Origin of the sequence: Pseudomonas sp. BP01 (assembly GCF_022760795.1) — a bacterium.
GTDB lineage: Bacteria > Pseudomonadota > Gammaproteobacteria > Pseudomonadales > Pseudomonadaceae > Aquipseudomonas > Aquipseudomonas putida_Q.
On record NZ_JAFBKA010000020.1, the window covers coordinates 64084 to 87767 of the forward strand.

Sequence of the window (23684 nt, forward strand, 5' to 3'; positions counted from 1 at the left end):
GAGAATCTCCCGGGGCTTTTTCGTTTATTCCGCCTGCGCTTCTATCAACTGGCCGGCACGCCTGTCACCGTGCAGCGCCATGTACCTGGCCAGTTCGCCCAGACGCTTGTCCAGCGCCTGCAGCAGCCTGTCGCGCGTGCTGTTCACTTCGTTGGCGTTGAAAATACCGGGCTCTTTCAAGTACAGCTGAAACTGCTGGTTGATCTGCCTCGGCGAGAGGGTCACGAAGTTTTGCCCGGCGTTATGGTTGTACAGCGCCACCATCTGCCCCATGTCCTGGTTGGCGTTGCGCACAAACGCCATGCTCACGTACTGCCCAGGCCGCAGGCGCACACCATTGTTGTTCAGCTGGAAACACGCCTCGGTGCCATTCTCCAGGCGCACCCAGAACTCGTGCTCCTGAACATTGTGCGCAGTGACCTGCATGGTCGATGAGCTGCTACCGGTATGACCCGTGCCCTTCCACATGTGGCCACCGGTGGTGCGGTGCGAGTGGTAGGCGTCCAGGTGCGTCTGGTTGCGCTTTTCGCTTTCCAGCACCTCGCCGTTACGCACGAAGAACATCAACTGCCGCTCAAAATGGTTGAACGGCTCCTCGACGAAATTGACGTCTTCCGGGGTTAAGGTGATGTCATACATGGTGCGGATCATTTCCGCGCGCGCGGCCTTGTCGCGCTTGGCCTGCTCTTGCAACTGGGCACGACGCTGCTTGGCATCGTCAATCGCCTTCAGGGCCTGGGCCTTGAGCAAGGGGGTCTTCTCCTGGGCATAGCCCGCGGCCTTGTCACTGGCTTCCTTGATCAAGGGCGCGGCTTTCTGCCCTGCCTCCACCGCCAGGTCCCGGGCCTTCTCCAACGCCTGGGCGGCCTTGGCGGCCAGCTCCGGGTTGGCATCGTAGGCCTTTTTCTTCAGGTCATCCCAAAGGCTCATGCTCTTCGTGCTCCATTCGTCGATGATGAGTTGCCGATGCCGTTGATCGGACCAGGGGGAGTGTAACCGGATAAAACGTCCTTTGACGTCAAAAAGCCATCCATATGAATTGACGAAAAAAGCACTTTGCCATTAGTGTTGCTCGGTTTTTCGGTATTGTTTAATGGATACCGAATGGATTCGGCTAATAGACTAGGTAGGTCTACAAGGATGCGCGGAGTATTACTACGCAGCGGTAGAAGTGAGCACTTCACCGCATTGGGCGAGACTGGCCAACCCGTCTATCGCGCTGCTTTGCAGATTCGCGAAGCGATTCGGCGCAAGTACCCGGAGCACCCGGAGCTGATCGAGCACCTGGCCATCCCGCAGAGCGATGAGCAGGGCCGCACAATCGATTGGTACAGTGACCGCCCTGGCGATGTGATCCCTTGGAGCAGCGCCACCGAGGAAGAACGCGCGCCGGCACGTGTGCAGCTCGAGGTGTTGCAAAGCAAGATCAACGCCCTGAGCAACACCTTGCTTGGCCTGGACGCCAACGGCCAACCCTCGGCAACGGCCAGAAAGGCCGCCGAAGGTGATAACGCGGTGTTCGGCAAGCTGCTGACCTGTGTGGTGCCCTTCCCAGACGAAAACTTCGTCTACCTGGTCGATGGCCGCCCTGTACTGACCTTCTGGGGCTTTATACATGCCGGTGCCGAGCGCAGCCGACAGCCCCTGCACTGCCTGTATCCGCGCACCGCACCCATCGCCGAACCCGTGGCCACGCCGCCGGTTCCCCCAGCCGCGCCCATTGCGCCGGCAGCAGCAGCAGCAGCGGTAGCGCCAGCCGCTGCCGTCGCACGCCTGCCGTGGTGGCGCAACTGGCGCTGGCTGCTGCCATTGCTGTTGCTGCTGGCACTGCTGCTCCTGCTGTTGTTCGGGCTGCGCGGCTGCATCCCTGGGGTAAACCTTTCCGGGCCAGGCATCCCGGACATTGGCCGCGATTCCTCTACTCAGGTCGATACCCTTTCCAGGACCCAAGGGGCCCCGTCGGCCCTTGTCGGCGCTCCGAACGGCAATGCCAGCGGGCCTGCCCCAGGCGAGTTGACGCCTGCAGGTGGTCCCTCCAGCGTGCCGACCAACCCGCCCGACGCAGGCGGCGAAGCGCCACAACTCGGTAGCGAAGCGCCCGCGCAAGAGGGTACTGCCGAGAACACGCCAGAAGGCACACCAGAGGCACAGCAAGCGCCGGGCGAACAGGCTGCGCCAGAGCAGACGGCCGACACCCCCGATGCCCTGCAGCCCGAAAACACGCCTCCCGCGCCACCACAGATACCCGACGAGCAAGCCGGCAACCAACCACCCCAGCCAAACCAGCTGAGCATTCCGCCAGATGCGGCCGATGGCAACGCTGACTTCCTCAATGGCAAGTGGGCAGGAACAGGTATTCAGGAAGCGGGTACCAGCAAGCCCCTGCGCCTGAAGTACGAGTTCGAAAATGGCAAAGGCCAGGCCACGGTCAGCCGCTCGGACGGCGTGCGTTGCCAGGCGCCGGTATCGGCGGCCATGCAGGGTGGTCAGCTGTCGATCAATAGCGCAGGCCAAGCCGCTTGTGCCGACGGCAGCAGCTACGACCTACCACAAGTGGATTGCACACCCAACGCCAGCGGCGCAACCAACTGCAACGCTAATTACGGCACCCAAGGCTTCCCGATGCAAATGAACAAAGCCGGCTAACCCAGACGAGAAACGCAGAAGATGTTGCCCGAAATCACCCAGTTCGAAGAAACGGTCACGCTGGTCAGCGATACCGGAATTCAATTCATGGATTTCGCCCTGCGTCTCGGCCCGGATGGCGAGCAGACCGGCAAATTCGTCCAGCTCAACAACGGCATGGTGCCTACGCGCCTGCTGTGGTCCAAGGAGTACAAGGACTTCTACGAGCCCGAGCCGGACAAAGTGGTGCAGGTGGAGTTCGACACCAGCGAAGAGAGCCACTTCCGCCTGCCCATGGAAGACAGCCTGAAGTTGCTGGACGGGGTCTGGTTGCCGATACCGGTCCTGCGTTTCACACCGCCCTATCGTTTTGACGAGGGCCCGAACAACTGGGCGCGCATGCGCCTGGTCAAGCTCGCGGAGCCCGATGTCGACGGCAACACCCACCGCCTCACCCTCGGCTTCGACAGCCGTACCATGCCAGTGGTTACCGGCGCACCGTACCTGGCGCCCAACGAAGACGACGTGCGCTCCGGCGTGGCGTTCAAGCTGGCCTGCAGTGCCCGCGAATATGGCTGGTTCCTGACCCACACATGGATCCGCGACTGGCTGGCGGAGGTGTACACCGAGGCGCGTGCCGAGTGGACCCGCGAACGCCTGGATCGCGACCTGCAGGGCAACCGCCACCTTGGCCATTATCTGAACCTGCTGAGCCTGTTGCGCCGCCCGGTGCCGGCCGAGCAGAGCAACGAAAAGCCGAAAGTCGAGATCCCGGAAATCAAGGTGATCGCCAACGAGGCCAATGGCATCGTCAAGCCGATCCCGGTGGACCTGGTGCTGGACGTCGGCAACTCGCGCACCTGCGGCATCCTCATCGAGGACCATGGCCAGGCGGGTTCGGGCATGCGCCACAACTACGTACTGGCACTGCGCGACCTGAGCGAGCCGGAAAAGGTCTACAACCAGCCCTTCGAGAGCCGGGTCGAGTTCACCCACGCCGCCTTTGGCAAAGACCACCTGTCGATCAAGAGCGGCCGCCACAACGCCTTCCAGTGGCCGACCATCGCCCGCGTCGGCGGCGAAGCTGGCCGCCTGGCCAGCCGCAACCGCGGCACCGAAGGCTCGACCGGCCTCTCCAGCCCAAAACGCTACCTGTGGGATGAAAAGGCCTACGGCCATGGCTGGCGCTTCAACACCGCCTACGTCAAGACCGACAAGGAGCCAATGGCCGTCGCCGCGCCATTCGCCAACCTGATCAACGACCGTGGCCAGCCGCTGTACCTCAAGCCCTTCGACATGCCGGTCTTCAACCCGCGCTATTCGCGCAGCAACCTGATGACGTTCATGCTGGCCGAAGTGGTGACCCAGGCGCTGACCCAGATCAACAGCCCGGCCCAGCGTTCGCGCCAAGGCCATGCGCGGGTGCCGCGCCTGCTCAACAGCATTACCCTGACGGTGCCGCCGGGCATGCCCCAGGCCGAGCGCAGCCTGCTCAGCAACCGCCTGTACGAGGCCATCGGCCTGGTCTGGAAGAGCCTGGGCTGGCACCAGGACGAGAGCAACCCATTCAAGGGCAAGGACGTCAAGACCCGTACCCCGTTCCCCAGTGTGCGCGTGGAGTGGGACGAAGCCAGCTGTGGCCAGCTGGTTTACCTGTACAACGAGGTCAACGAGAACTTTGCCGGCCACCCGGAGGAGTTCTTTGCCACGCTGGCTCGCCCGGACAAGCAAGAACACGAACAGATCACCCTGGCGACCATCGACATCGGCGGCGGCACCACCGATCTGGTGATTACCGATTACCGCCTGGACCGTGGCGCGGGTGGCGGTGCCGGTGCCAACGTGCACATCGTGCCGACCCAGCGCTTCCGTGACGGCTTCAAGATTGCCGGTGATGACATCCTGCTGGACGTAATCCAGGAGTTCATCCTGCCGTCCTTCGCCAATGCACTGCGCACGGCGGGTGTCCCGGCACCCGATGCCCTGATGTCGCGCCTGTGCGGCAATGGCGATGCCACCGCCCAGGAGCGCTTGCTGCGCCAGCAATTGAACCTGCAGGTGTTCGTACCGCTGGGCCTGGCCCTGCTCAAGGCCTATGAGCAGTTTGACCCGGCGCAACCACAGGCTGCCGTGGAGCAGACGTGGCAGCAGGTATTGGGTGAGGCACAGATCAATGACAGCGTACTGGCGTTCGTCAATGCCGCCGTACGCCGCGAAGTCGGCCGCGACGGCGCTCTGAACCTGCTGCAGACCCCGATTGTCTTCGACCTGGAGCGCGTTCACGCCGCCTTCATGGGTGGCCAGATCAACATCACCAAGGTGCTCGGCGAATTGTGCGAGGTGGTGTTTAACTACCCTTGCGACATGCTCCTGCTGACCGGCCGCCCTTCTCGCCTGCCCGGCATCCAGGCCTTCATTCGCCAGCGCCTGCCGCTGCCGCCAGGGCGCATCCTGCCGATGCAGAACTACCGCACCGGCGGCTGGTACCCGTTCCACCGCAATGGCCTGATCGACGACCCGAAAAGCACCGCCTCGGTGGGCGCAATGATCTGCCTGCTGTGCTCCAAGCACAGCGTGCCGAACTTCTATTTCCGCACTGCCGCGCTCAAGCCGTACTCGATCATCAAGCACTTTGGCCAGATCGACAATGCCGGCACCATCAAGCGCGCCGACGTGCTCTACCACGACCTCAAGTCCGACAAGGGGCTGATCGAGCTGCCAATCGTCGGCGAAGGTGAGGAGCGCGGTACGCCTTGGCTGGAAATGCGTGGAGACATGCACCTGGGCTACCGTCAGCTGGCCGCCGAACGCTGGTCTGCCTCACCGCTGTACACCCTGCGCTTCACGTCCTCGGGCAGCGCAAAGTTTTCCCACGCGGTGGGCAAGAACGGCGAGGCTCCAGTGCTGCGCATTCGCCTGGAAATCGAGCAGTTCGACCAGGAGGAACGCGAACAGGGGTTGATCAGCGACAAATTGATCATCCAGAAGCTCGAATCGAACATCCAGGATGCCGACTTCGATTTCGACCGGGATCTTGAACTCTCACTCAACACCATGCCGACCATGAGTTTGAGTGACAGCGACTATTGGCTCGACAGCGGGAACGTCAAAGGAAAATGAGCGACCTAACGCCAAAGCAACAGCAGTTGATGGGTGCCTGGGGCGCCATTCACAAAGGCGCCGGCGAGGCCCTTGACTGGATCGAGCAGGTGCGTGGCAATGCTGCCAGTGTCGAGGCCGAGGCCGATGGCCTCAACCTGCGCCTGCGCCAGGCCCGCAACCGCGCCAAGGACCTGCAGCGTGCCGCTTCCACACCCATGGTGATCGGCTTCTTCGGCCTGTCCCAGGCGGGCAAGTCGTACCTGATCTCGGCATTGGCCGCTGACCGCAGTGGCCGCCTGGAAACCGATTTCGGCGGCCGCATCCTGGACTTCATCGAACATGTGAACCCGACCGGCCTAGGCAAGGAAGCCACCGGCCTGGTCACCCGTTTCAGCCGGCGCGCCAAGCCCAGCCCGGATGCCAACCATCCGGTCGAGCTGAAGCTGTTCAGCGAAATCGAAGTGGCAAAGATCCTGTCCAATGCCTGGTTCGAGGATTTCGACCAGGAAAAGCTGGATTACACCTATACAGACGAACGCATCCAGACCCTGCTAGCCGGCTTCGAGGGCCGCGAGAACGAAGGCCTGCAACCGGGCGTCAACGGCGATGACGTGGTCGCCCTGTGGGACTACCTCAAAGGCAACTACGAAAAGTCGGTGCGCAAGCTCAACGAGCTTTACTGGCCACGGGTGATCAAGCTGGCGCCACGCCTGAACCCGCGCCAGCGCGCCAAGTTGTTTTCGGTACTGTGGGGCGAACAGGACGCCCTCACCGAAATTTATGAACTGCTGGTCGGCAGCCTGCAGAAACTGGGTTTCCCCGACACCGTCTACGCCCCCTTGAGCGTGCTGGTGAAGGAAGAAAACGGCGCCTACACCCAGGCCAACAGCATCATGAACGTCGATATTCTCGGCCGCCTGGGTACTGGCCGCGACCTGCCCGTAAACGTACTGCCGCTGCAGGGCGACAAGGTGCAGGGCAGCGTGACACTGTCGGTCGCGCAACTGGCGGCACTGACTGCCGAGATGACCTTCCGCCTGACCAACAGCCCCAAGGACCCAGTCGTAGAAGAAGTCGACCTGCTCGACTTCCCCGGTTACCGCACTCGCCAGAAGTTGCTGCGTATCGAAGATGCGGCAAGCCCGGACGTGGTAGAAGAGGTCAATCCGGCCGCCAGCCTGATCCTGCGTGGCAAGGTCGCCTATCTGTTCGAGCGCTATACCGACGCCCAGCAGATGAATGGCCTGGTGCTGTGCACCAGTTCGTTCAAGCAAAGCGAAGTGGTCAGCGTGGGGCCGGTGCTGACCCGCTGGATCCACAAGACACAGGGCGCCACGCCCAAAGAACGCAGCCAGCGCACCCCCGGCCTGATCTGGGCGCTGACCATGCTCGATGGTTTCATCGGCAACACCCTCGCCCTGAGCGAAGGGCAGCTGCCCGAAGGCTGCGAGAACATGATGAAGCTGACCATGATCGAGCGTTTCGGCAGCCAGGAGTGGATGAAAGACTGGTCCGGAGTACCGTTCAACAACACCTACCTGGTGCGCAAGCCGCGCCTGGACACCGCGTTCATCGAGCGCGATATCGGCAACGGCGAAGAAACCAGCCTGAACGAGCGCCATGCACCGCGCCTTGTACAGTTACAACAATGCTTCGCGCAAAGCCCGTCGGTGCTGCGGCACATCAAGGACCCGGCTGACGCCTGGGCCGCGATGCTCGAACTCAATGACGGCGGGATCAGCCGCTTCAGTGGCAGCTTCCGGGGCATCAGCAACATCGACTTCAAGCTCACCCGTATCGAAGAACAGCTGGAACAGTGCCGCACCGACCTGCTGGAACACGGCCTGAACACCTGGCGCGAAGAAGATTTCGAACAACTGCTGAACAAGAAGCGGGAAAAGACCCAATACCTGCTCGACAACCTGGGTGCCGACCCGGACGCGATCAGCGAACTGATCCATGCCTTGCAGGTGCCTGTCGAACAGCTGCGTGACCTTTATCTGGGCGGTGTGTACGACATCGACGGGATTGACGGCGACGCCACTGAAGAGCCGGAACAAGCCGCCAAAGCCCCGGCCAACAAGGCCCCGGCCATCAGCTTCGGTAACCTGTTCGCCAATACCCCTGCCGCAGCACCGGCACCTGCTGCCAAGCCACTGGCCAAACGCCTTACTTCTGAGCAGCGCTTTGTCCGCGCGGCACTGAAGGCGTGGATCAAGCACATGCGCGATCTGGGCACCCAACCCATGCGCCTGGTCAGCCTGCGCATCAGCCGTGAAGTGGTCGAGGCCTTGGTCGAAGAGTTGGTCAGCGCAGTGCGCCGCCCGTTGTTCATCGAGCAGCTGGACACAGCCGTCATGCGTCGGGTGCTAAACGGCATGCGCCGTGACCAGATGGTCCAGCGCCAGGTGCTGACGGTGCAGCTGGCCATGCGCGACTTCCTGTCCTGGTTCGGCTTGCTGGAGAAACCCGCCGCAGAACGCCCGAACAGCCTGCTGGGTTCGCGCGAGCCGGTGTTCGACTTTTACCAGAGCGTGCCCTTGGGCGAGCTGCCGATGCTGCCCGAACAACCTCCGCACCATGAACAACGCTTCCTGGTTGACTGGCTGTCGGGCCTCGCCTGGCTGACCCAGGAAAACGCCAAGAGCGGCGCCGACCCGGAAATTACCACCGAGCAGCGACGCCAGTTGGCGGTGCTGCTGAACACCTTCCAAGCGAGTTGATTGCAATGGGTATCAGAGTTGATGTGCTGCCACTGGACGTGAACACACCAGGCCAAGGCCTGCTGCGGATCACCGGCTGGGAGGGCGCCAGTGAAGGGTTGCAATGCTCCCTGCAAAGCAGCCAGTCCCATGAGTTCCTGCATGAAGGCGGGCACTGGGGCAACGTCGCCCATTGGTTCCGCCTGGATAACCTCACTGCCGTTGCAGGCGCACCGGCCATCGAGACGCGGATCGGCCCCAACCTGATCAACCCATTGCTGCAAGCCAGCGGCACCGCCACCTTCCGCATCGAGGTCAGCAACCCACAGACCGGTCGCAGCGACCTTGGCATGGTGCGTATCAACAGCGCCATCATCGCGTCTGTCGAGTCTGGGCCAGCGCTGGAGAAATCGCCGCCCCCGGCACCCTTGCCCAGCGCGACGGTGGTTGTCGAGCCACCTGCGGTGACCACCCCTGAGCCTGCTCCGGCAGTGGCGGCAGAGCCCGAGCCCGAGGCCGCGCCAGCCCCCCAGCCGGCACCTGTGGCTCCGCCGCCGAAGGCGCCTGCCAAGCAAGGCCAGAAGTGGCTGCTGCCCCTGTTGATCCTGATCCTGCTGGCGCTTGCCGCCGGCGGCGGTTGGTGGTGGTTCAACCGCAGCGCAGGCGAAGCACCTGCAGCCGTGCCGCCTGAGGACAAGCCCGTCGCACAGGCCGACGCGGCCAAACCTTGTTCGCTGGAAAGCATGCAAGGCCAGACGTCACTGGCGTTCCTGCAGTCGTGCATCCAGAGCAAACCGGACAGCGCAGCGCTGCTTGAGGTGATCAGGTTGGCCAAGGCCAACGACCAGTGCGATGTGGCCCAGCGCCTTTATGCCAACCGCGCCAATGCCGGTGACATCCAGATCGCCACGGCCTACGCCCACGAATACGACCCCAAGTACCACCAGCCAAGCAACTGCTTCAAGGCGCCGGAAGCCGCCACCGCAGCCTCCTGGTACGAGACCATCCTCAGCTTCGATGAAAACAACGCCGAAGCCAAGCAGCGCTACGAGGAGCTCAAGCCATGAAGATGCGTAGCATTGGCGCCGCGCTGCTGGCCTTGTCGCTCAGCCCTGCCCTGCAGGCAGCCGACAAGCCCCTGCTGCAGAATGGCAAGAAAACCCTGTTCCAGCGCGTGTTGACCACGCCGGGCTGCAAACTGAGCGATAACGCCGGGGCAGCCCCTGGCGCCGCACAACCCACCTTCAGCCGCTTCTACGTGTACGAACGCGCCCAGGCTGACGCCCGCGAGTGGCTGCGGGTCGGGCCTGACACCCAGGGCAAGAGCATCGGTTGGCTGCCTGCCGATTGCACCGTCGAATGGAAAATGCAGCTGACCCTGGCGTTTACCAACCCCGCCAACCGTGATCGGCTGATGTTCTTCAAGGAGCGCAACCAGCTCGAAGGCATTCTCAACGCCCCCGATCCGGTCAGCCATGTCGCCCCGCTACGCGCCAAGCTCAAGCACGGCACCGAGGCACCCGGCGTGCTGGCCGAAGAGCCCGAATATTTCGTCGACCTGCAGAAAAACTTCTACCTGCTGCCAGTGCTCAGCGGCGAAGAAGTGATGACCGAGGAAGGCTTCCGCACGCGCATCCTCAATGTGGCGTCGGTCAGCAAGGCCGACAGTGCCGCAGCCGCAACGCCTGCACCTGCCCAGGGCGCTGCCAACCAGCAGTTGAAGGCGTTCAGTGCGGCCGTGGTGTTCGTCATCGACTCGACCATTTCGATGGACCCGTACATCGATCGCACCCGTGAGGCGATCAAGCGCGTGTACGGGCAGATCGAGAAGGAAAACCTCGGCAAGCAGGTCAAGTTCGGCCTGGTTGCCTACCGTTCCAGCACCAAGGCCGTGCCGGGCCTGGAGTACGTCAGCAAGATGTACGCCGACCCCAACACGGTGAAAGATGGTGCCGATTTCATGGCCAAGGTCGCGGACCTGAAGCAGGCCAAGGTGTCCAGCAGCGAGTTCAACGAAGATGCCTACGCCGGTGTCATGTCTGCCGTGGACCAGATCGACTGGAGCCAGTTTGGTGCCCGCTATGTGGTGCTGATCACCGATGCCGGCGCCATTGACGGGGGTGACAAGCTGTCGAGCACCGGCCTTGGCGCCGAACAGGTCAAGATCGAAGCCAGCAACCCTGGCGTGGCCCTGTATACCCTGCACCTGAAAACCCCGAGCGGCGCCAAGAACCACAGCTCCGCCGAAGCGCAGTACCGTACCCTGTCGAATTACCCGGGTACCAACACCTCGCTGTACTACCCGGTCAATGCCGGCGATGTGGAGGCCTTTGGCCGCAAGGTCGACGGCCTGGCTGCCGCCATCACCCAGCAAGTGCGGGCGGCCTACATGGGCGAGGCGGCCATCGGCAGCGCAACCAACGCCAAGGCCGATCCTGCCGAGAAGAAAATGCTCGAGGATGCCGCACTGATTGGCCACGCCATGCAGCTGGCCTACCTGGGCAAGGCCAACGGAACCCAGGCGCCACCGGTGTTCCAGGCCTGGATCAGCGACCGCGACCTGATCAAACAGAACGTGCCAACCACCGATGTGCGCGTATTGCTGACCAAGGCGCAACTCAGCGACCTGAGCGATGTACTCAAGCAGATCCTGGATGCCGCCAACGAAGGCATGATTTCGCCCGACGAAATGTTCACCCGCCTGCGCTCGGTTGCAGCAACCATGGGTGCCGACCCCAACCAGCTGAAGCAGGGCTCGACCACCCGCGTGGCAGACCTGGGCGTGCTTGGCGAGTACCTGCAAGACCTGCCCTACCAGAGCGAAGTGCTGAACCTGGACGAAGAAACCTGGAAGGGCTGGGATGGCCTGGCCCAGGAGAAATTCATCCGCAGCCTGAGCACCAAGCTGCGCCATTACCAACGCTACAACGCCGATGTCGACCGCTGGGTTGCCTTGGCGCCGGGCAGTGACAGCCGCGACAACGTCTACCCGGTACCGCTGGAAATGATGCCCTGACCCCATATGCTCGATATCAAGGGATTACAAGTCGTTCGAGGCGAAGGATCGCAGGCTCACCGGGTACGGCTGGACACGCTGTGCCTGCAACCCGGCGAAGTACGTGCCATCACGGGCGAGAGCGGCTGCGGCAAGAGCACACTGCTGGAGGCCATTGGCCTGCTGCTCAAGCCTGAGCAACTGACGCACTACAGGCTTGGCCCGCAACGCCAGGATGTGGCCAGCCTGCTGGCCAGCGACCAGCAGCCCGCGTTGGCGGCATTGCGTTCGCGCGAGCTTGGCTTTGTGCTGCAGAACGGCGGGCTGCTGCCTTTTCTCAGTGTGCGCGACAACATCCTGCTGCCACGCCGGCTGCTCGGCCTGCCACCTGCCAGCACGGCGGTGGACAAGGCTGTCGAGGCACTGCGCCTGGCACCACTGCTGGGCAAACTTCCCCAAGCGCTGTCCATCGGCGAACGCCAGCGGGTGGCCTGCGTGCGTGCCATCGCCCATGAACCACGGGTGCTATTGGCCGACGAGCCCACCGCCGCACTCGACCCGCACAATGCAGAGCGGCTGTTCGAACTGCTGCTGCAACTAGTGGCTGAGCTAGGGCTGAGCGCCTTGATCGTGTCCCACGACTGGGCTCTGGTCGAACGCTTCGGCCTGCCGCGCCTGGGTGCCATCAACGGTCAAGGGGAAACACGCTTTGAACCCGTGGCATAAACGCCTGGCATTGCTGGCACGGTTATCCCTGGCCGATCTCTGGCACGACCGTAATGTTTCCTTGTGCATGGCGGCCTCACTGGTCGCCGTCATTGCCCCCCTGTTGTTGCTGTTCGGCCTCAAGCACGGGGTGGTCAGCCAGTTGCAACAGGAACTGCTCAGCGACCCCCGCAACCTTGAGGTCAAGATGCTCAGCAGTGGCCACTTCGACCAAGCCTGGCTGCAACGGTTGCAGGATCGCCCGGAGGTGGGCTTCGCCATCGGCCAGACCCGCTCGCTGAACACCCAGGCCGACCTGCTGGGTGCACACGGCCGCTTCGCCGACAACGTCGAGGTCATCCCTACCCGGGCCAGCGATCCCTTATTGGCAACAGACCTGAGTGAGCTGGCGCCCGACCAGGTGATTCTCAGCGAACGTGCCGCCGAACGCCTCGACGCCAAGGCCGGTGACACCTTGCGCTTGCGCGTTGCCCGGCGCCTGAACGAAGTCAACGAGCGTGGCGAGCGCACGTTGCAGGTGCGTGCCATCGTCAGCTCGGTGCGCTTCGCCCGCCCTGCAGCCTTCGTCAGCCCCGAGCTGCTGATGGAGCTGGAACACTATCGCGACGGTTATCTGGTCGCCAGCCTCGGGGCAAGCAGTGGCCAGGCCCTGGATACCCTGAACGTCGGCTACGCCCGGGCCCGGGTCTATGCGCGGGACATCGACAGCGTGGCACCACTGGAGCGCTGGCTCAATGAACAGCGCATCGAAACCGCCAGCCGCCTGGCAGAGATCAACAGCGTCAAGGCGATCAACCACGTGCTGGGGCTGATTTTCAGCGTTATTGCCGGGGCCGCCCTGATCGGCTGCATCGCCTCGCTGGTCGGCGCCTTCCTGGCCAACATTGATCGCAAGCGCCGCCACCTGGCCGTGCTGCGCCTGTTGGGCTTCAGCAGCCTCGCGGTATCGGCCTACGTGGTGCTTCAAGCACTCGTGCTGAGCCTGGTGGGCTACCTGGGCGGCCTCGGCAGCTACTACCTCGGCAGCCTGCTGTTCGACCGGTTGCTGGTCAGCAGCCAGGCAACCGGCGCCTTCATTTGTCACATCACCGTATGGCATGGCGTGGTCGCCCTGCTGCTGGCGTTCCTGGTCGCCGGCCTGGTCGCCCTGATCGGCGCCTTGCGTGCCATACGGATACAACCTGCGGAGAGCCTGCGTGAACTCTAAAGCCTACAGCCACCTGCTTCTGGCGCCACTTGCTCTCGGCTTTGCGCTGCAAGCCACAGCGGCGACCTGGGAAGAGAAGTACTACAACCCCATGGCCGACGCCGACGACGTGGTACTGCCCATGCCCTGTGACGGTGCCATGGCCTTTCGCAAGGTGATGATCCCGGTGGCCGGCCCGCTGGACGACTACCCCATCAACATCGGCCAGGACAGCGCCGAGTGGGGCTATGTCGAGCAGACCCGCCCGGCGTTCATTGCTGGCAGTTTCAGCAGTGCCAAGGGTGAGAAGTCGCGCTACTACCTGCTGGCCAAGTACGAGATGAGCCAGCTGCAGTACAAGGCGTTGATGGACGAAACCTGCCCGAGCGCCTCCAACAAGCAGCGCCTGCCGGTTGTATCGGTGTCGTGGCTGGACGCCCTGCAGGCTGCCGACAAGTACAACCGCTGGTTGCGTGCCAATGCACCCGACAAGCTGCCCCGGGAAGATGGCGCGCAAGGCTTCTTGCGCCTGCCAACCGAGGTGGAGTGGGAGTTCGCCGCGCGTGGCGGTTTGCAAGTCAGCACGGCCGAATTCCGCGATGGCCGCTACCCCATGCCCGAAGGCCTGAATGCCTACGAGTGGTTCGCCGGCGCGCAGTCCGCCAACGGCCAGTTGCAGCTGAGCGGGCTGCTCAAGCCCAACCCGCTGGGCCTGCATGACATGCTGGGCAATGCCAGCGAGATGATGTTCGAGCCGTTCCGCCTGAACAAGCTCGACCGCCAGCACGGCCAGGCCGGTGGCTATGTGGTGCGCGGGGGCAACTACCTGACCAGCGAAGGTGAACTGCGCACCTCGCTGCGTCAGGAAGAGCCGTACTACAACGCCGAGGGCGCAGTCGCCAAGAAGACCAACGGCCTGCGCCTGGCCATGGTTTCCCCGACCCTGACCTCGCGGGACCGGGTAAAAAACATCGAAAAGAGCTGGAGCAAGCTGGGCAGCGATCAACCGGCTGCCGAAAGCAAACAGAAAGGCACCGTCAAGGCGCTGGAAGAGCTCGCCTCCAACGTGGAAGACGAAGCCCTCAAGAACCAGCTCAAGACGGTCGAGAACCAGCTGCGCGCCAGCAACCAGCAACAGCAGGAAGCCCGTGACCAGGCGATTCGCGCCAGCCTCAACCTTGGCGCCTTCCTGTGCACCAAGATGCTCGACGATGGCCAGTACCTGGACTTTTTGCAGAAAAACTACGCCGCCAACTGCAAGGCCGGCGAAGAAGACCCGACCTGTGGCGTGCGCAAGGTCAAGCTCGAAGAGCAGCAGGAGCGCCTGCACAAGCTCAGCCGCTACTACGCCAGCTCCCTGGTGGAGTCGGGTTCGCTGTACGGCAAGGACTTGCTCGAAGCCCAGGTGCCGGTGCTGGACGGCTCGTTCAAGGCCAACAAGAACCTCAAGGATCTGTCGCCCTACCTGCGTACCCACTGGGCCAACCAGGCGTCGTTCCTCAAGACCCAGAAGATTGATGCCAATGCATGGCTGAACAGCTGCAAGACCGTCGCACATTGACCCAAGGACATCCAGGAGCCACACCATGAACTTCCCGACATCCACCCGTATCAATCCCTGGCTGGGTCTGCTGATGGCTGCTTGCCTGGCCGTTACCGGTTGTGCCAATACCGGCAGTTCGATGACCGGCAGCCAGGGCACGGCGGACCCGCGCCTGACCAGTGGCAACGATGCCAAGTTCTTCACCACATCGGGCTTCCAGGCCTGTGCCATCGCGGCCAGCGCCGGCATTCTTGCCTGCATGCTGTCCAACTCCGGCAACAAGGCAGCCTGTTCGATCATCGCCGGTGTCGGCGCGTGTGGCGTGGCCATGGGCGCCAACTACTACCTCGATCAGCGCCGGGCGAAATATGCCAATACCACCGAGCGCCTGAATGCGATGACTGCCGAAGTGCAGGGTGAAACCGCCAAAGTCGCGCAGCGTACCGATACGCTGCAACGTGTCATCAATGACAACAAGCAACAAATTGCCAGCATCCAGCAGAGCATGAAAGCCAAGACCCTGGACAAGGCCAAGGCCCAGCGGGATATCGCCAACATCGACCAGAACATCGGGTTGATGCGCAAAGATCTGACCAACATGAAAAAACGCGTTAACGAATACCAGCAGGTGGCCAAGCTTGAACGTGATGGCGGCGCCAGCCAGGCCGAAGTGCAAAAGGTCGAAGCCGAGATCACCAAGATGAACACCAAGGTCGCCTCGCTGCAGCAGGAGGTCGATGGCCTCTACAGCCAGCGTTCGGCAATCACCTTGGGCTGAAGGAGTGCACGCCATGTTTCTACGTAACTGCCTGTGCCTGGCAATGCTGGCCAGCCTTGCCGGTTGTGCGACCACTGCCTCCCAGTGCAATGCCTCCGACAGCAGCGCCAGCCTGATCGGCAAGCTCAACTGCGATTACGGCGGAGGTTATGCCGAGGGTGTGCGCAACAGCGAACAGGAACTGCTCAGCGCCAAGGAGCAGAACCGCCAGTTCAACGAAGTGTACGCACAACTGAGTGCACTGCAGGCCTCGACCCGCCAGGACCTGCTAAGCCAGCAGCGGCAGCAGGCCAGCCTGGAAAAATCGTTGAACGACCTGCTGGGCACGCTCAAGGCGCGCCATGGCAACAAGAGCGATGTGCAAAAGCAGATCGCCGGCCTGGAGCAACAGCTCAAGGCTAACCAGGCCGCACCCTCGCAAAATGCCAGCAACGCCCAGATCGAAGCCCGCAAGCAGAAGCTGGCGGCCCTTCAACAACAGGTCAGCCGCCTTCAGCTGAGCCTGGGTTACGAGTGAAACCTCATCGGCAGCTTCGGCTGCCGACTCTTTTCAGGATATCCACATGCAGCGGGTCACCCGCGACACCAGCCCCGCCAAGGACGACCTGCGGGTGCTCGAACAGGCCATGGCGATCATCGTCAGGCATTTTCCCCCAAGCATTGCTCATCTGTTTGCCACCCCACGCAACGGCAAGGATGGCCTGCGCGAATGGTGGTCGGAACTGCAAGGCCAACCGCACCGCTACCACGACCTCGGCGCCGAGCAACAGGCAGCCTTGCTGCGCCTCTACGACGAGCGCCAAGAAGCCGTTCACCAGCTGGTAAGCAAACTGCAAAGCCTCGGCCAGGCCAACGATGCTGCAATGCTGCGCAAGCTCATCGCGCCTGCCGACCTGAACAACCTGTACAGCATCAACGGCCAACCGCTGGTTGTGCGGTGGGCCGAACCTGCCCCCGTCAAGCCGCTGCCCGCATCGGTGCCACCACGACCCGCGCCGGTGATTCGTCGGCGCTGGGTCTGGCTGCCGTGGTTCTTGCTGCCGCTGCTCGGCCTGCTGTTGCTGGCCCTGGCCTTGTGGTTGGGCTGGCCCTATCTGCAGCATTGGCTTGGCAACCGCCACGCCACGCCCTTCGCCTGTGTGAAAGACACCCGTATACAGCCGCCCGAGTTTTCCGTGGTACTGGACACCTCGGGCTCGATGCAACTCAACGTGGCCACCACCCTTGAAGACGAGCAATGGTTCTTCAAGCACATCAATAACGACCCGAACATTGATCAGCAGCGTGTTGCGCAAATCACCCAAGCCCCCGTGCGCATGGACGTGGCCAAGAGCAGCCTGACCCGCCTGATCAACGACCTGCACCCGGCAATCGACATGCGCGTGGTGACCTTCGATGGCTGCCGCGCGCCGCTGGACCACGGCGTGTTCACCCTGGCCCAGCGCCCGGCGTTGATCAAAGGTATTCAGGCACTGGTGCCCGATGATGGCACCGCCCTGGCAGCCAGCCTTGATGTGGCGGCCAGGACCATGAACGGTCGCGACCGCGATGGGGTGATCCTGATGTTCATCGACGGTGCCGATGGCTGTGACCAGGACGTTTGTGCAGTGGCGCAGCGGATTGCCCGCGAGCAGCCGCGGTTGCGCGTCAACCTGGTCGATATCAGCAACAGCAACCTGGCCAGCTGTGTCGCCCAGAGCACGGGGGGGAGCATCTATTCCGCCACCGATGCCGGGCAGGTTGCCACTGCCATCAAGCTTGCCAGCCAGGAAGTCTCCAGCACAGCCGATTGCGACTAGGACAAACCATGCAAAGGGTAAACCGCGACACCCACGCCAGCCAGGATGCTGCCAGCGCGCTCGAACTCAGGGTGGCGTTGATCCGTCAGCACTTTCCGCCGGGCATCGCTCACCTGTACGCAATACCCCGGCAGGGCCGCGACGGTGTGCTGGAATGGTGGTCTGAACTGGAGGGGCAACCGCATCTGTATACCACGCTCGGCCGAGAGCAGCAGGCTGCCTTGCTCAAGCGCTATGAAGAGCGCCAGGCAGCCGTCAGCCAATTGGCCGATGAGCTGCAACGGCGCGGCCAGGCGCCCGCAGCCGAAGCGTTGCGCACACTGATCGGCCGACCCGACCTTGCCAACCTGTACAGCATCAACGACGAACCCCTGGTGATTCGCTGGGGGCAGCCGGCACCTGTCGCTGCGCCGCCCGTGGTGTCGCCACCTCCGGCACCGCGACAGCCAGCGCCGGCCAAGCCAAAACCAGCACCAACCCCCAAGCCCACCCGGACACGAACCGTGGTGATGACCGAACGCCGCCGCCTGCGCCTGTGGCCCTGGCTGCTGTTTGGCCTGTTACTGCTCCTGCTCTACTGGCTGTACAGCAGCTGGCCTGTGCTGTACCAGCGCTGGCAGGGCTATACGCAGACTGCAATCTGTACCCCGGGGGGCGCCTTCCAGGCGTCGGAATTTGCGGTGGTGCTGGACACCTCGGGCTCCATGGACCAGCGCATCCGCGTGAAAAAGGAAGATGACCCTTGGTACCTCGGCTTGCTGGCGCGCATTCCTTTCGTCGATGAGCTGCTGGCCAACAACCAGCCGCAACGGCTCACCCGCATGGACGTGGCGAAAAGCTCGCTGACCGCCGTGATCGGCGACCTGGACAACGCCGTGGACATGCGCCTGGTAACTTTCGATGGCTGCCGCAGCCCGGTGGATCACGGCGTCTTCGGGCAAGGCCAGCGCGCAGACCTGGTCAAGCGTGTGGCCGACCTGAAAGCACGTGGCGGGACCGGGCTGGGTATAAGCCTGCAAGCGGCCGCAAGCAAGATGAACGGGCGCGATCGAGATGGCGTGATCGTGATGTTCGTGGATGGCCGGGACAGTTGCGGCACCAGTGTGTGCAGCGTGTCGGAACAAATCGCCAAAAACCAGCCACGCCTGCGGATCAACGTGGTCAATATCAGCGCCAGCACCGGTTCCAACTGCGCAGCCACCAACACCGGCGGGCGGGTGTATACCGCCAACGATGCCGCTGCTGTGGCGGCGGCACTCAAGGAAGCGAGCCAGGAGGTGGCCGCGACGGGTTGCCCGTAGGGGCAATAACGACTAATGACGTTTTTCAATCGACTCAATGCCGTTTCCTGCATTGCCGTGCAGAGCGCCGTGCCGGATGCTTTAGTTACTCCGAGACAGTGCTTTTTTTACCCGCAGAGGCCCGTATGAAGACCGTCGAACAAATCCTCAGGACCAAGTCCCAGCACCAGACCGTGTACACCATCGGCCCGGATGACTCGGTGCTCGACGCCCTGAAAATGCTGGCGGAGAAAAACGTCGGTGCGTTGCCCGTGGTCGAGGGCAACCAGGTGGTGGGTATCGTCAGTGAACGGGACTATGCGCGCAAACTGGTACTCAAAGGTCGCTCTTCCGCCGCCACCCCGGTGCGCGAAATCATGAGTGCACCCGTGGTCACCGTGGAGCCCAAGCAGAAGCTCGATTTCTGCATGAACCTGATGACCGACCGTCACCTGCGTCACCTGCCGGTGGTCGACAACGGCAAGCTGCTCGGCCTGCTGTCGATCGGCGACCTGGTCAAGGAAACCATCACTGAACAGGCCAGCCTGATTCAGCAACTGGAGCAATACATCCGCGGCGAGTGAAGCCCCTTAGTGGTAGGCGCGCTCCAGCTCGTCCAGTTGATGGTCGAAGCTGCGCAGGCGCGCCGACCAGGTGTACACCAGCACCTCCAGGTCACGGTTGAGCACAGCAGTATTGCCATTGCCACTGCAGGTAGGCTCGCCCAGGTCCAGCTGGTAGCGTTCACGGGCCATGGCCTGGGCCACGCTGGACAGGTCGCGGGCGTTGGCCAGCCAATGGTGATGGTGGTCATGGAGTTCACGGTCGAGTACACGGCACTGGCGCTTCAGGGCATCAAGGCTCTGCTCCAGCGGTGTGCCCTTGAGCTCGCCCATGACCTCTTCGAACGTACGCCCCGAATGCCAGTAGCTGCCCCAGAAATAGCGGTCGAATACCGTCTCGACGCGGCGCAGCGCCACCTTGGTGTTCCAGATGGTGAGCAACGTTCGTCCCTGAATCACTTCGCGCTTGTTCAGGTGTAACTGCTGCCAGGCGATCCAGGTCAGCGCCACCAAAACCACCGCCACGGTGACAGCGGCAGCCGCATACAGGAAGTGCACCGCCTGGTTCATCTGTTGCGTCTGCCTGATGCCATAGAAGTAACTGGCCGTCAGGGTGCCCAGGATCGTCACGGAGCACCAGAAACCTGGTGCATAGGGATCTTTCATCGCGCTATCCCCTTATTGTTTTCCTGAGCATAGCAACGGCCGATCACTCGTCAGGTGCCGCTCGGCGCTTTATTTTCGGGGGCGGCGCAACGCTTCGTTGAGTTGATCGAAGGGCACGGCCCAATCGGAATCTTCAATGATGCTTTCCTTGAGAAAAGCACGCTGCGAGTCGGTCCAGAACGGCGCATCCACCAGCTTTATCTCGTTCTTCAGCGGAGAATGGCTGGTGATGAACTGATCGATACTCTCGGGATCGTCGGGCAAGCCCAACTGTTTGAACAGGTCGGCAAAGGGATGGATCGGCGCTTCCATGGTTCCTCCTGAGCGCCAGGCAGGCCGTCCACGACGCCCGTCTGGCAGTGGTGTGAAAACATCAGCACAGCTCGCGCACTTCGGCGTGCGGCACCAATTTCATGTACTGCTCCATGCTCATGTGGATCAAGTGATCGTGGTCACCCGCCTCAAGGTAGACATCACCCTGGCGAGTAAGACTCGGATCGAGCAACATTTTTATCTGGTAAGCGTCGCCAAGGGCCGGCACGGCGCCGCGTTCGCAGTCGCCGAACAGGCTCGGCAGGCCGCTTTCGCGGGTCAGGTGCCAGGCCCCGGACATGCGCACCTTGGTCATGTCCAGGTGCCGGTTGGCCGGTAACACGGCCATGATGTAGTTGCCATGACGGTCATCGAGCATCACCGACTTGGCGACCCGCTCGGCGGGCACGCCGGCCGTACGGGCCGACTCCAGGCTGGTGGCCGAGTGTGGATGTGGAATGATGTCGTAGTCGCAGTTGGCCTTGTCCAGGCGGGCCTGCAGGGTCTTTGCCATACGCATGATGCACCTCCGGTTTCGCCCCCCAATCTGCAATTTTAGGCCGGCTAGCGCCAGCCAGGGCTAAACTTGTGTAATACGGGCAAACGAGGTGACGACAGGTGATCGCCCGCTGCTGGCGCTGGCTATTGCTGCTGTTGCTGCTTGGCATCACGCCAGGCGGCCAGGCAGCGCCCGGTGCGGTGTGGGTGCTGGGCATCGATGATGCCATTGGCCCGGCCAGCGCCGACTACCTGGTACGCAGCCTCGACCAGGCCCAGGCCCAGGGCGCGCAACTGGTGGTGATCCGCATGGACACCCCCGGTGGCCTGGACAGCGCCATGCGCCAGATGATCAAGGCGATTCTCGCCAGCCCCGTGCCGGTTGCCACCTATGTGGCCCCCAGCGGTGCCCGCGCTGCCAGCGCCGGCACCTATATTCTCTACGCCAGCCATGTTGCCGCGATGGCCCCCGGGACCAACCTGGGTGCCGCCACGCCCGTACAGATTGGCGGCCCACCAGGTGCACCCAAGGACGACAAGGCCAGGGGCAGCGACGATGAAACCCTGGCACGCAAGCAGGTCAACGATGCCGCTGCGTACATCCGCGGCCTGGCGCAGCTGCGCGGGCGCAATGCCGATTGGGCGGAGAAGGCCGTGCGCGAGGCCGTCAGCCTCTCTGCCAGCGAAGCCTTGCGGCTGAATGTGATCGACCAGGTAGCCGACGACCTGCCCGCCCTGCTGCGCAAGCTCGATGGCAAAACGCTAGAGGTCGCTGGCCAGCCACACCAGCTGAACACCGCCGGCGCCAGCCTGGTGGAACACCCGCCGGATTGGCGCACACGGGTACTGGCAGTTATCACCAACCCCAGCGTGGCGCTGATCCTGATCATGATCGGCGTGTACGGCCTGTTGTTCGAATTCATGAGCCCCGGCTCTACGGTGGGTGGTGTGGTCGGCGGCATCTGCCTGCTACTGGCGCTGTACGCCCTGCAGCTGTTGCCGGTGAGCTTCGCCGGGGTGGCGCTGATCGTGCTGGGCATCGCCTTCATGATCGCCGAAGCTTTCCTGCCCAGTTTCGGCGTGGTCGGGTTTGGCGGCATCGTTGCCTTTGTGGTCGGTGCGCTGATCCTGATCGACACCGACGCACCCGGCTTCGGCATCCCGCTGGCCTTGATCGGTACCCTGGCAGTGCTCTCGGCGCTGTTGATCGGCGGCGTGCTGGGCATGGCCCTGAAGGCACGCCAACGGGCGCTGGTCAGCGGTGACGCCGGCCTGGTCGGCAGCCTGGTCCCCGTCACCCAGGTGATGGCAGGCAACCCGTTCCGAGGCGTGGTACTGGCCCAAGGCGAGCAATGGCAGGTGCAGTGCGCAACGCCGCTGCACGCTGGCCAAAACGTGCGGGTGACCGCGCGCCATGGCGTGATGCTGGACGTGAGCGCCGCCGCGCCTGCGGCGTAAGGAGAATGACCATGTTCATGCAAGTGGGTTTCGCTGCCGTGCTGATCGTGCTGGTGATGCTGTTGCTGTCGACGTTTCGCATCCTGCGCGAATACGAGCGCGGCGTGGTGTTCCAGCTGGGGCGCTTCTGGCAGGTGAAGGGGCCGGGGCTGATCCTGCTGATCCCGGTGATACAGCAAATGGTGCGGGTCGACCTGCGCACGGTGGTGCTGGATGTACCCCCACAGGATGTAATTACCCGCGACAACGTCTCGGTCAAGGTCAACGCGGTCCTCTACTTCCGCGTGCTCGACCCGCAAAAGGCGATTATCCAGGTGGAGGACTTTCTGGTGGCGACCAGCCAGTTGGCCCAGACCACGCTGCGTGCGGTGCTGGGCAAGCACGAACTGGATGAGCTGCTGGCCGAACGTGAGCAACTGAACGCGGACATTCGCCAGGTGCTGGACGCGCAAACCGATGCCTGGGGCATCAAGGTGGCCAACGTCGAGATCAAGCATGTCGACCTCAACGAATCGATGGTCCGCGCCATCGCCCGGCAGGCCGAGGCCGAACGCGAACGGCGGGCCAAGGTGATCCATGCCGAGGGGGAATTGCAGGCGTCAGAGAAGCTGATGCAGGCTGCGCAGATGCTGGGCAAGGAGCCTGGGGCGATGCAGTTGCGCTATATGCAGACGCTGGGGGCGATTGCGGGAGACAGGACCTCGACCATTGTCTTCCCGATGCCGGTGGACTTGCTGACGGGGCTGGTAGCCAAGCAGAAATAGAGCTGGGGCCCGGACGAGGCCCCAGCGGTCTGTTAAAGAGGTGCGCGGCGCAGGGTCGCCAGGAAGGTGGCCGCACCAATGAACAACCCGGCAAAAGTCCGGTTCAAACGCTTCTGCTGCTTGGGTGTACGCAGCAAGCGCAACACCCGCGAAGCCAAACCGGTGTACCCCGCCATCACCAGCATGTCCACGGTGATCATGGTCACGGTGATTGCCACATACTGCGGCAGCAGCGGTGCATGCGGGTTGATGAACTGCGGCAGTACCGCCAGCATGAACACCAGCGCCTTGGGGTTGCTGACGTTGACCAGGAACCCGCGGAACACCAGGCTCAGCGGTTTGCCGATAGGGCGCACGCCGGACTCATCGGACATGTCCATCGGCAAGGCACGCCATTGCTTGTAGGCCAGGTAGACAAGGTAGGCGACGCCGAACCATTTGATGACCTGGAAGGCCGTGGCCGAGGCGGCCAGGATGGCGCCGACGCCGGCGGCAATGATGGCGATTTGCACAATCAGACCCAGTTGCAGGCCCAGGGCGTTCCAGTAACCACGCCAGAAGCCGTATTGCAGGCCGCTGGACATCGAGGCAATTGCCCCGGCACCGGGTGACAGGCTGATCACCCAACAGGCGGCAAAGAAGCCCAACCATACTTCCATCGACATCACACACCTCGCTCGAACACTT

Annotated in this window: 20 protein-coding genes; 15 read left to right on the plus strand and 5 right to left on the minus strand. The window is 62.9% G+C overall.

From position 1 onward, the window contains the following. Nucleotides 1–24: 24 nt before the first annotated feature. A complete protein-coding gene (locus JOY50_RS18600; protein ID WP_138736450.1) occupies nucleotides 25–930 on the minus strand; it encodes a hypothetical protein in 906 nt (301 codons plus the stop codon). Between the two features lie 210 nt (nucleotides 931–1140). Here JOY50_RS18600 and JOY50_RS18605 point away from each other — a divergent pair, with 210 nt between their 5' ends. The 13 genes from JOY50_RS18605 (at nucleotide 1141) to JOY50_RS18665 (ending at nucleotide 19320) form a co-directional block, all read left to right on the plus strand. Further along, nucleotides 1141–2646 carry an SrfA family protein gene (locus JOY50_RS18605; RefSeq protein ID WP_243055616.1) on the plus strand — a complete coding sequence of 502 codons (1506 nt, stop codon included), beginning with the start codon at nucleotides 1141–1143 and terminating at the stop codon, nucleotides 2644–2646. A 21-nt stretch (nucleotides 2647–2667) separates the two neighbouring features. Further along, nucleotides 2668–5745, plus strand: a complete 3078-nt coding sequence (locus JOY50_RS18610; RefSeq protein WP_243055617.1) for a virulence factor SrfB — start codon at nucleotides 2668–2670, stop codon at nucleotides 5743–5745. Further along, complete coding sequence (locus tag JOY50_RS18615; protein ID WP_132842721.1) at nucleotides 5742–8450, plus strand: virulence factor SrfC family protein; 2709 nt, start codon at nucleotides 5742–5744, stop codon at nucleotides 8448–8450. The genes JOY50_RS18610 and JOY50_RS18615 overlap by 4 nt, the downstream gene beginning before the upstream one ends. A gap of 5 nt (nucleotides 8451–8455) precedes the next feature. Further along, nucleotides 8456–9496, plus strand: coding sequence for a hypothetical protein (locus tag JOY50_RS18620; RefSeq protein WP_132842719.1), 1041 nt, complete (start codon nucleotides 8456–8458; stop codon nucleotides 9494–9496). Then, entirely contained in the window at nucleotides 9493–11445 is a 1953-nt protein-coding gene (locus tag JOY50_RS18625; RefSeq protein WP_132842716.1) for a vWA domain-containing protein, read from the plus strand. Before JOY50_RS18620 ends, JOY50_RS18625 begins: the two co-directional genes overlap by 4 nt. A 6-nt stretch (nucleotides 11446–11451) precedes the next feature. Then, a complete protein-coding gene (locus JOY50_RS18630) occupies nucleotides 11452–12150 on the plus strand; it encodes an ABC transporter ATP-binding protein (protein ID WP_132842714.1) in 699 nt (232 codons plus the stop codon). Continuing rightward, the gene (locus tag JOY50_RS18635) at nucleotides 12134–13357 is read left to right on the plus strand and encodes an ABC transporter permease (RefSeq protein WP_132842712.1); all 1224 of its coding nucleotides are present in this window, start codon (nucleotides 12134–12136) and stop codon (nucleotides 13355–13357) included. The genes JOY50_RS18630 and JOY50_RS18635 overlap by 17 nt, the downstream gene beginning before the upstream one ends. After that, entirely contained in the window at nucleotides 13347–14897 is a 1551-nt protein-coding gene (locus JOY50_RS18640) for an SUMF1/EgtB/PvdO family nonheme iron enzyme (RefSeq protein ID WP_243055618.1), read from the plus strand. Before JOY50_RS18635 ends, JOY50_RS18640 begins: the two co-directional genes overlap by 11 nt. Nucleotides 14898–14922: 25 nt before the next feature. Further along, nucleotides 14923–15657, plus strand: coding sequence for a hypothetical protein (locus JOY50_RS18645; protein ID WP_243055619.1), 735 nt, complete (start codon nucleotides 14923–14925; stop codon nucleotides 15655–15657). Nucleotides 15658–15670: 13 nt separating this feature from the next. Continuing rightward, nucleotides 15671–16174, plus strand: a complete 504-nt coding sequence (locus JOY50_RS18650; protein WP_138736447.1) for a hypothetical protein — start codon at nucleotides 15671–15673, stop codon at nucleotides 16172–16174. Nucleotides 16175–16220: 46 nt separating this feature from the next. Beyond that, nucleotides 16221–17456, plus strand: a complete 1236-nt coding sequence (locus JOY50_RS18655; RefSeq protein ID WP_132842703.1) for a VWA domain-containing protein — start codon at nucleotides 16221–16223, stop codon at nucleotides 17454–17456. Between the two features lie 8 nt (nucleotides 17457–17464). Continuing rightward, the gene (locus JOY50_RS18660; protein WP_132842700.1) at nucleotides 17465–18757 is read left to right on the plus strand and encodes a VWA domain-containing protein; all 1293 of its coding nucleotides are present in this window, start codon (nucleotides 17465–17467) and stop codon (nucleotides 18755–18757) included. 125 nt (nucleotides 18758–18882) lie between these two features. Next, on the plus strand, nucleotides 18883–19320 hold the full coding sequence (locus tag JOY50_RS18665; protein WP_019473113.1) for a CBS domain-containing protein: 438 nt from the start codon (nucleotides 18883–18885) through the stop codon (nucleotides 19318–19320). A gap of 6 nt (nucleotides 19321–19326) precedes the next feature. On the opposite strand, the gene JOY50_RS18670 is transcribed toward JOY50_RS18665, so the two are convergent. From JOY50_RS18670 to JOY50_RS18680, 3 genes are all read right to left on the minus strand, one after another. Beyond that, nucleotides 19327–19965 (minus strand): NADH:ubiquinone oxidoreductase subunit N, encoded by a 639-nt coding sequence (locus tag JOY50_RS18670; protein WP_132842698.1) that lies wholly within the window; start codon nucleotides 19963–19965, stop codon nucleotides 19327–19329. 69 nt (nucleotides 19966–20034) lie between these two features. Next, complete coding sequence (locus JOY50_RS18675; RefSeq protein WP_019473111.1) at nucleotides 20035–20277, minus strand: DUF2789 domain-containing protein; 243 nt, start codon at nucleotides 20275–20277, stop codon at nucleotides 20035–20037. A 61-nt stretch (nucleotides 20278–20338) separates the two neighbouring features. Then, complete coding sequence (locus tag JOY50_RS18680) at nucleotides 20339–20797, minus strand: aminoacyl-tRNA deacylase (RefSeq protein WP_019473110.1); 459 nt, start codon at nucleotides 20795–20797, stop codon at nucleotides 20339–20341. Between the two features lie 98 nt (nucleotides 20798–20895). Between JOY50_RS18680 and JOY50_RS18685 the strand changes: the two genes are divergently transcribed. Together JOY50_RS18685 and JOY50_RS18690 are read left to right on the plus strand one after the other, a co-directional pair. Continuing rightward, complete coding sequence (locus tag JOY50_RS18685; RefSeq protein ID WP_132842695.1) at nucleotides 20896–22233, plus strand: nodulation protein NfeD; 1338 nt, start codon at nucleotides 20896–20898, stop codon at nucleotides 22231–22233. Between the two features lie 11 nt (nucleotides 22234–22244). Continuing rightward, on the plus strand, nucleotides 22245–22997 hold the full coding sequence (locus JOY50_RS18690) for a slipin family protein (protein ID WP_132842693.1): 753 nt from the start codon (nucleotides 22245–22247) through the stop codon (nucleotides 22995–22997). A 32-nt stretch (nucleotides 22998–23029) separates the two neighbouring features. Here the strand turns inward: JOY50_RS18690 and JOY50_RS18695 are convergent, their stop codons facing one another. After that, nucleotides 23030–23662, minus strand: a complete 633-nt coding sequence (locus JOY50_RS18695) for a LysE family transporter (RefSeq protein ID WP_019473108.1) — start codon at nucleotides 23660–23662, stop codon at nucleotides 23030–23032. Between the last annotated feature and the right edge of the window lie 22 nt (nucleotides 23663–23684).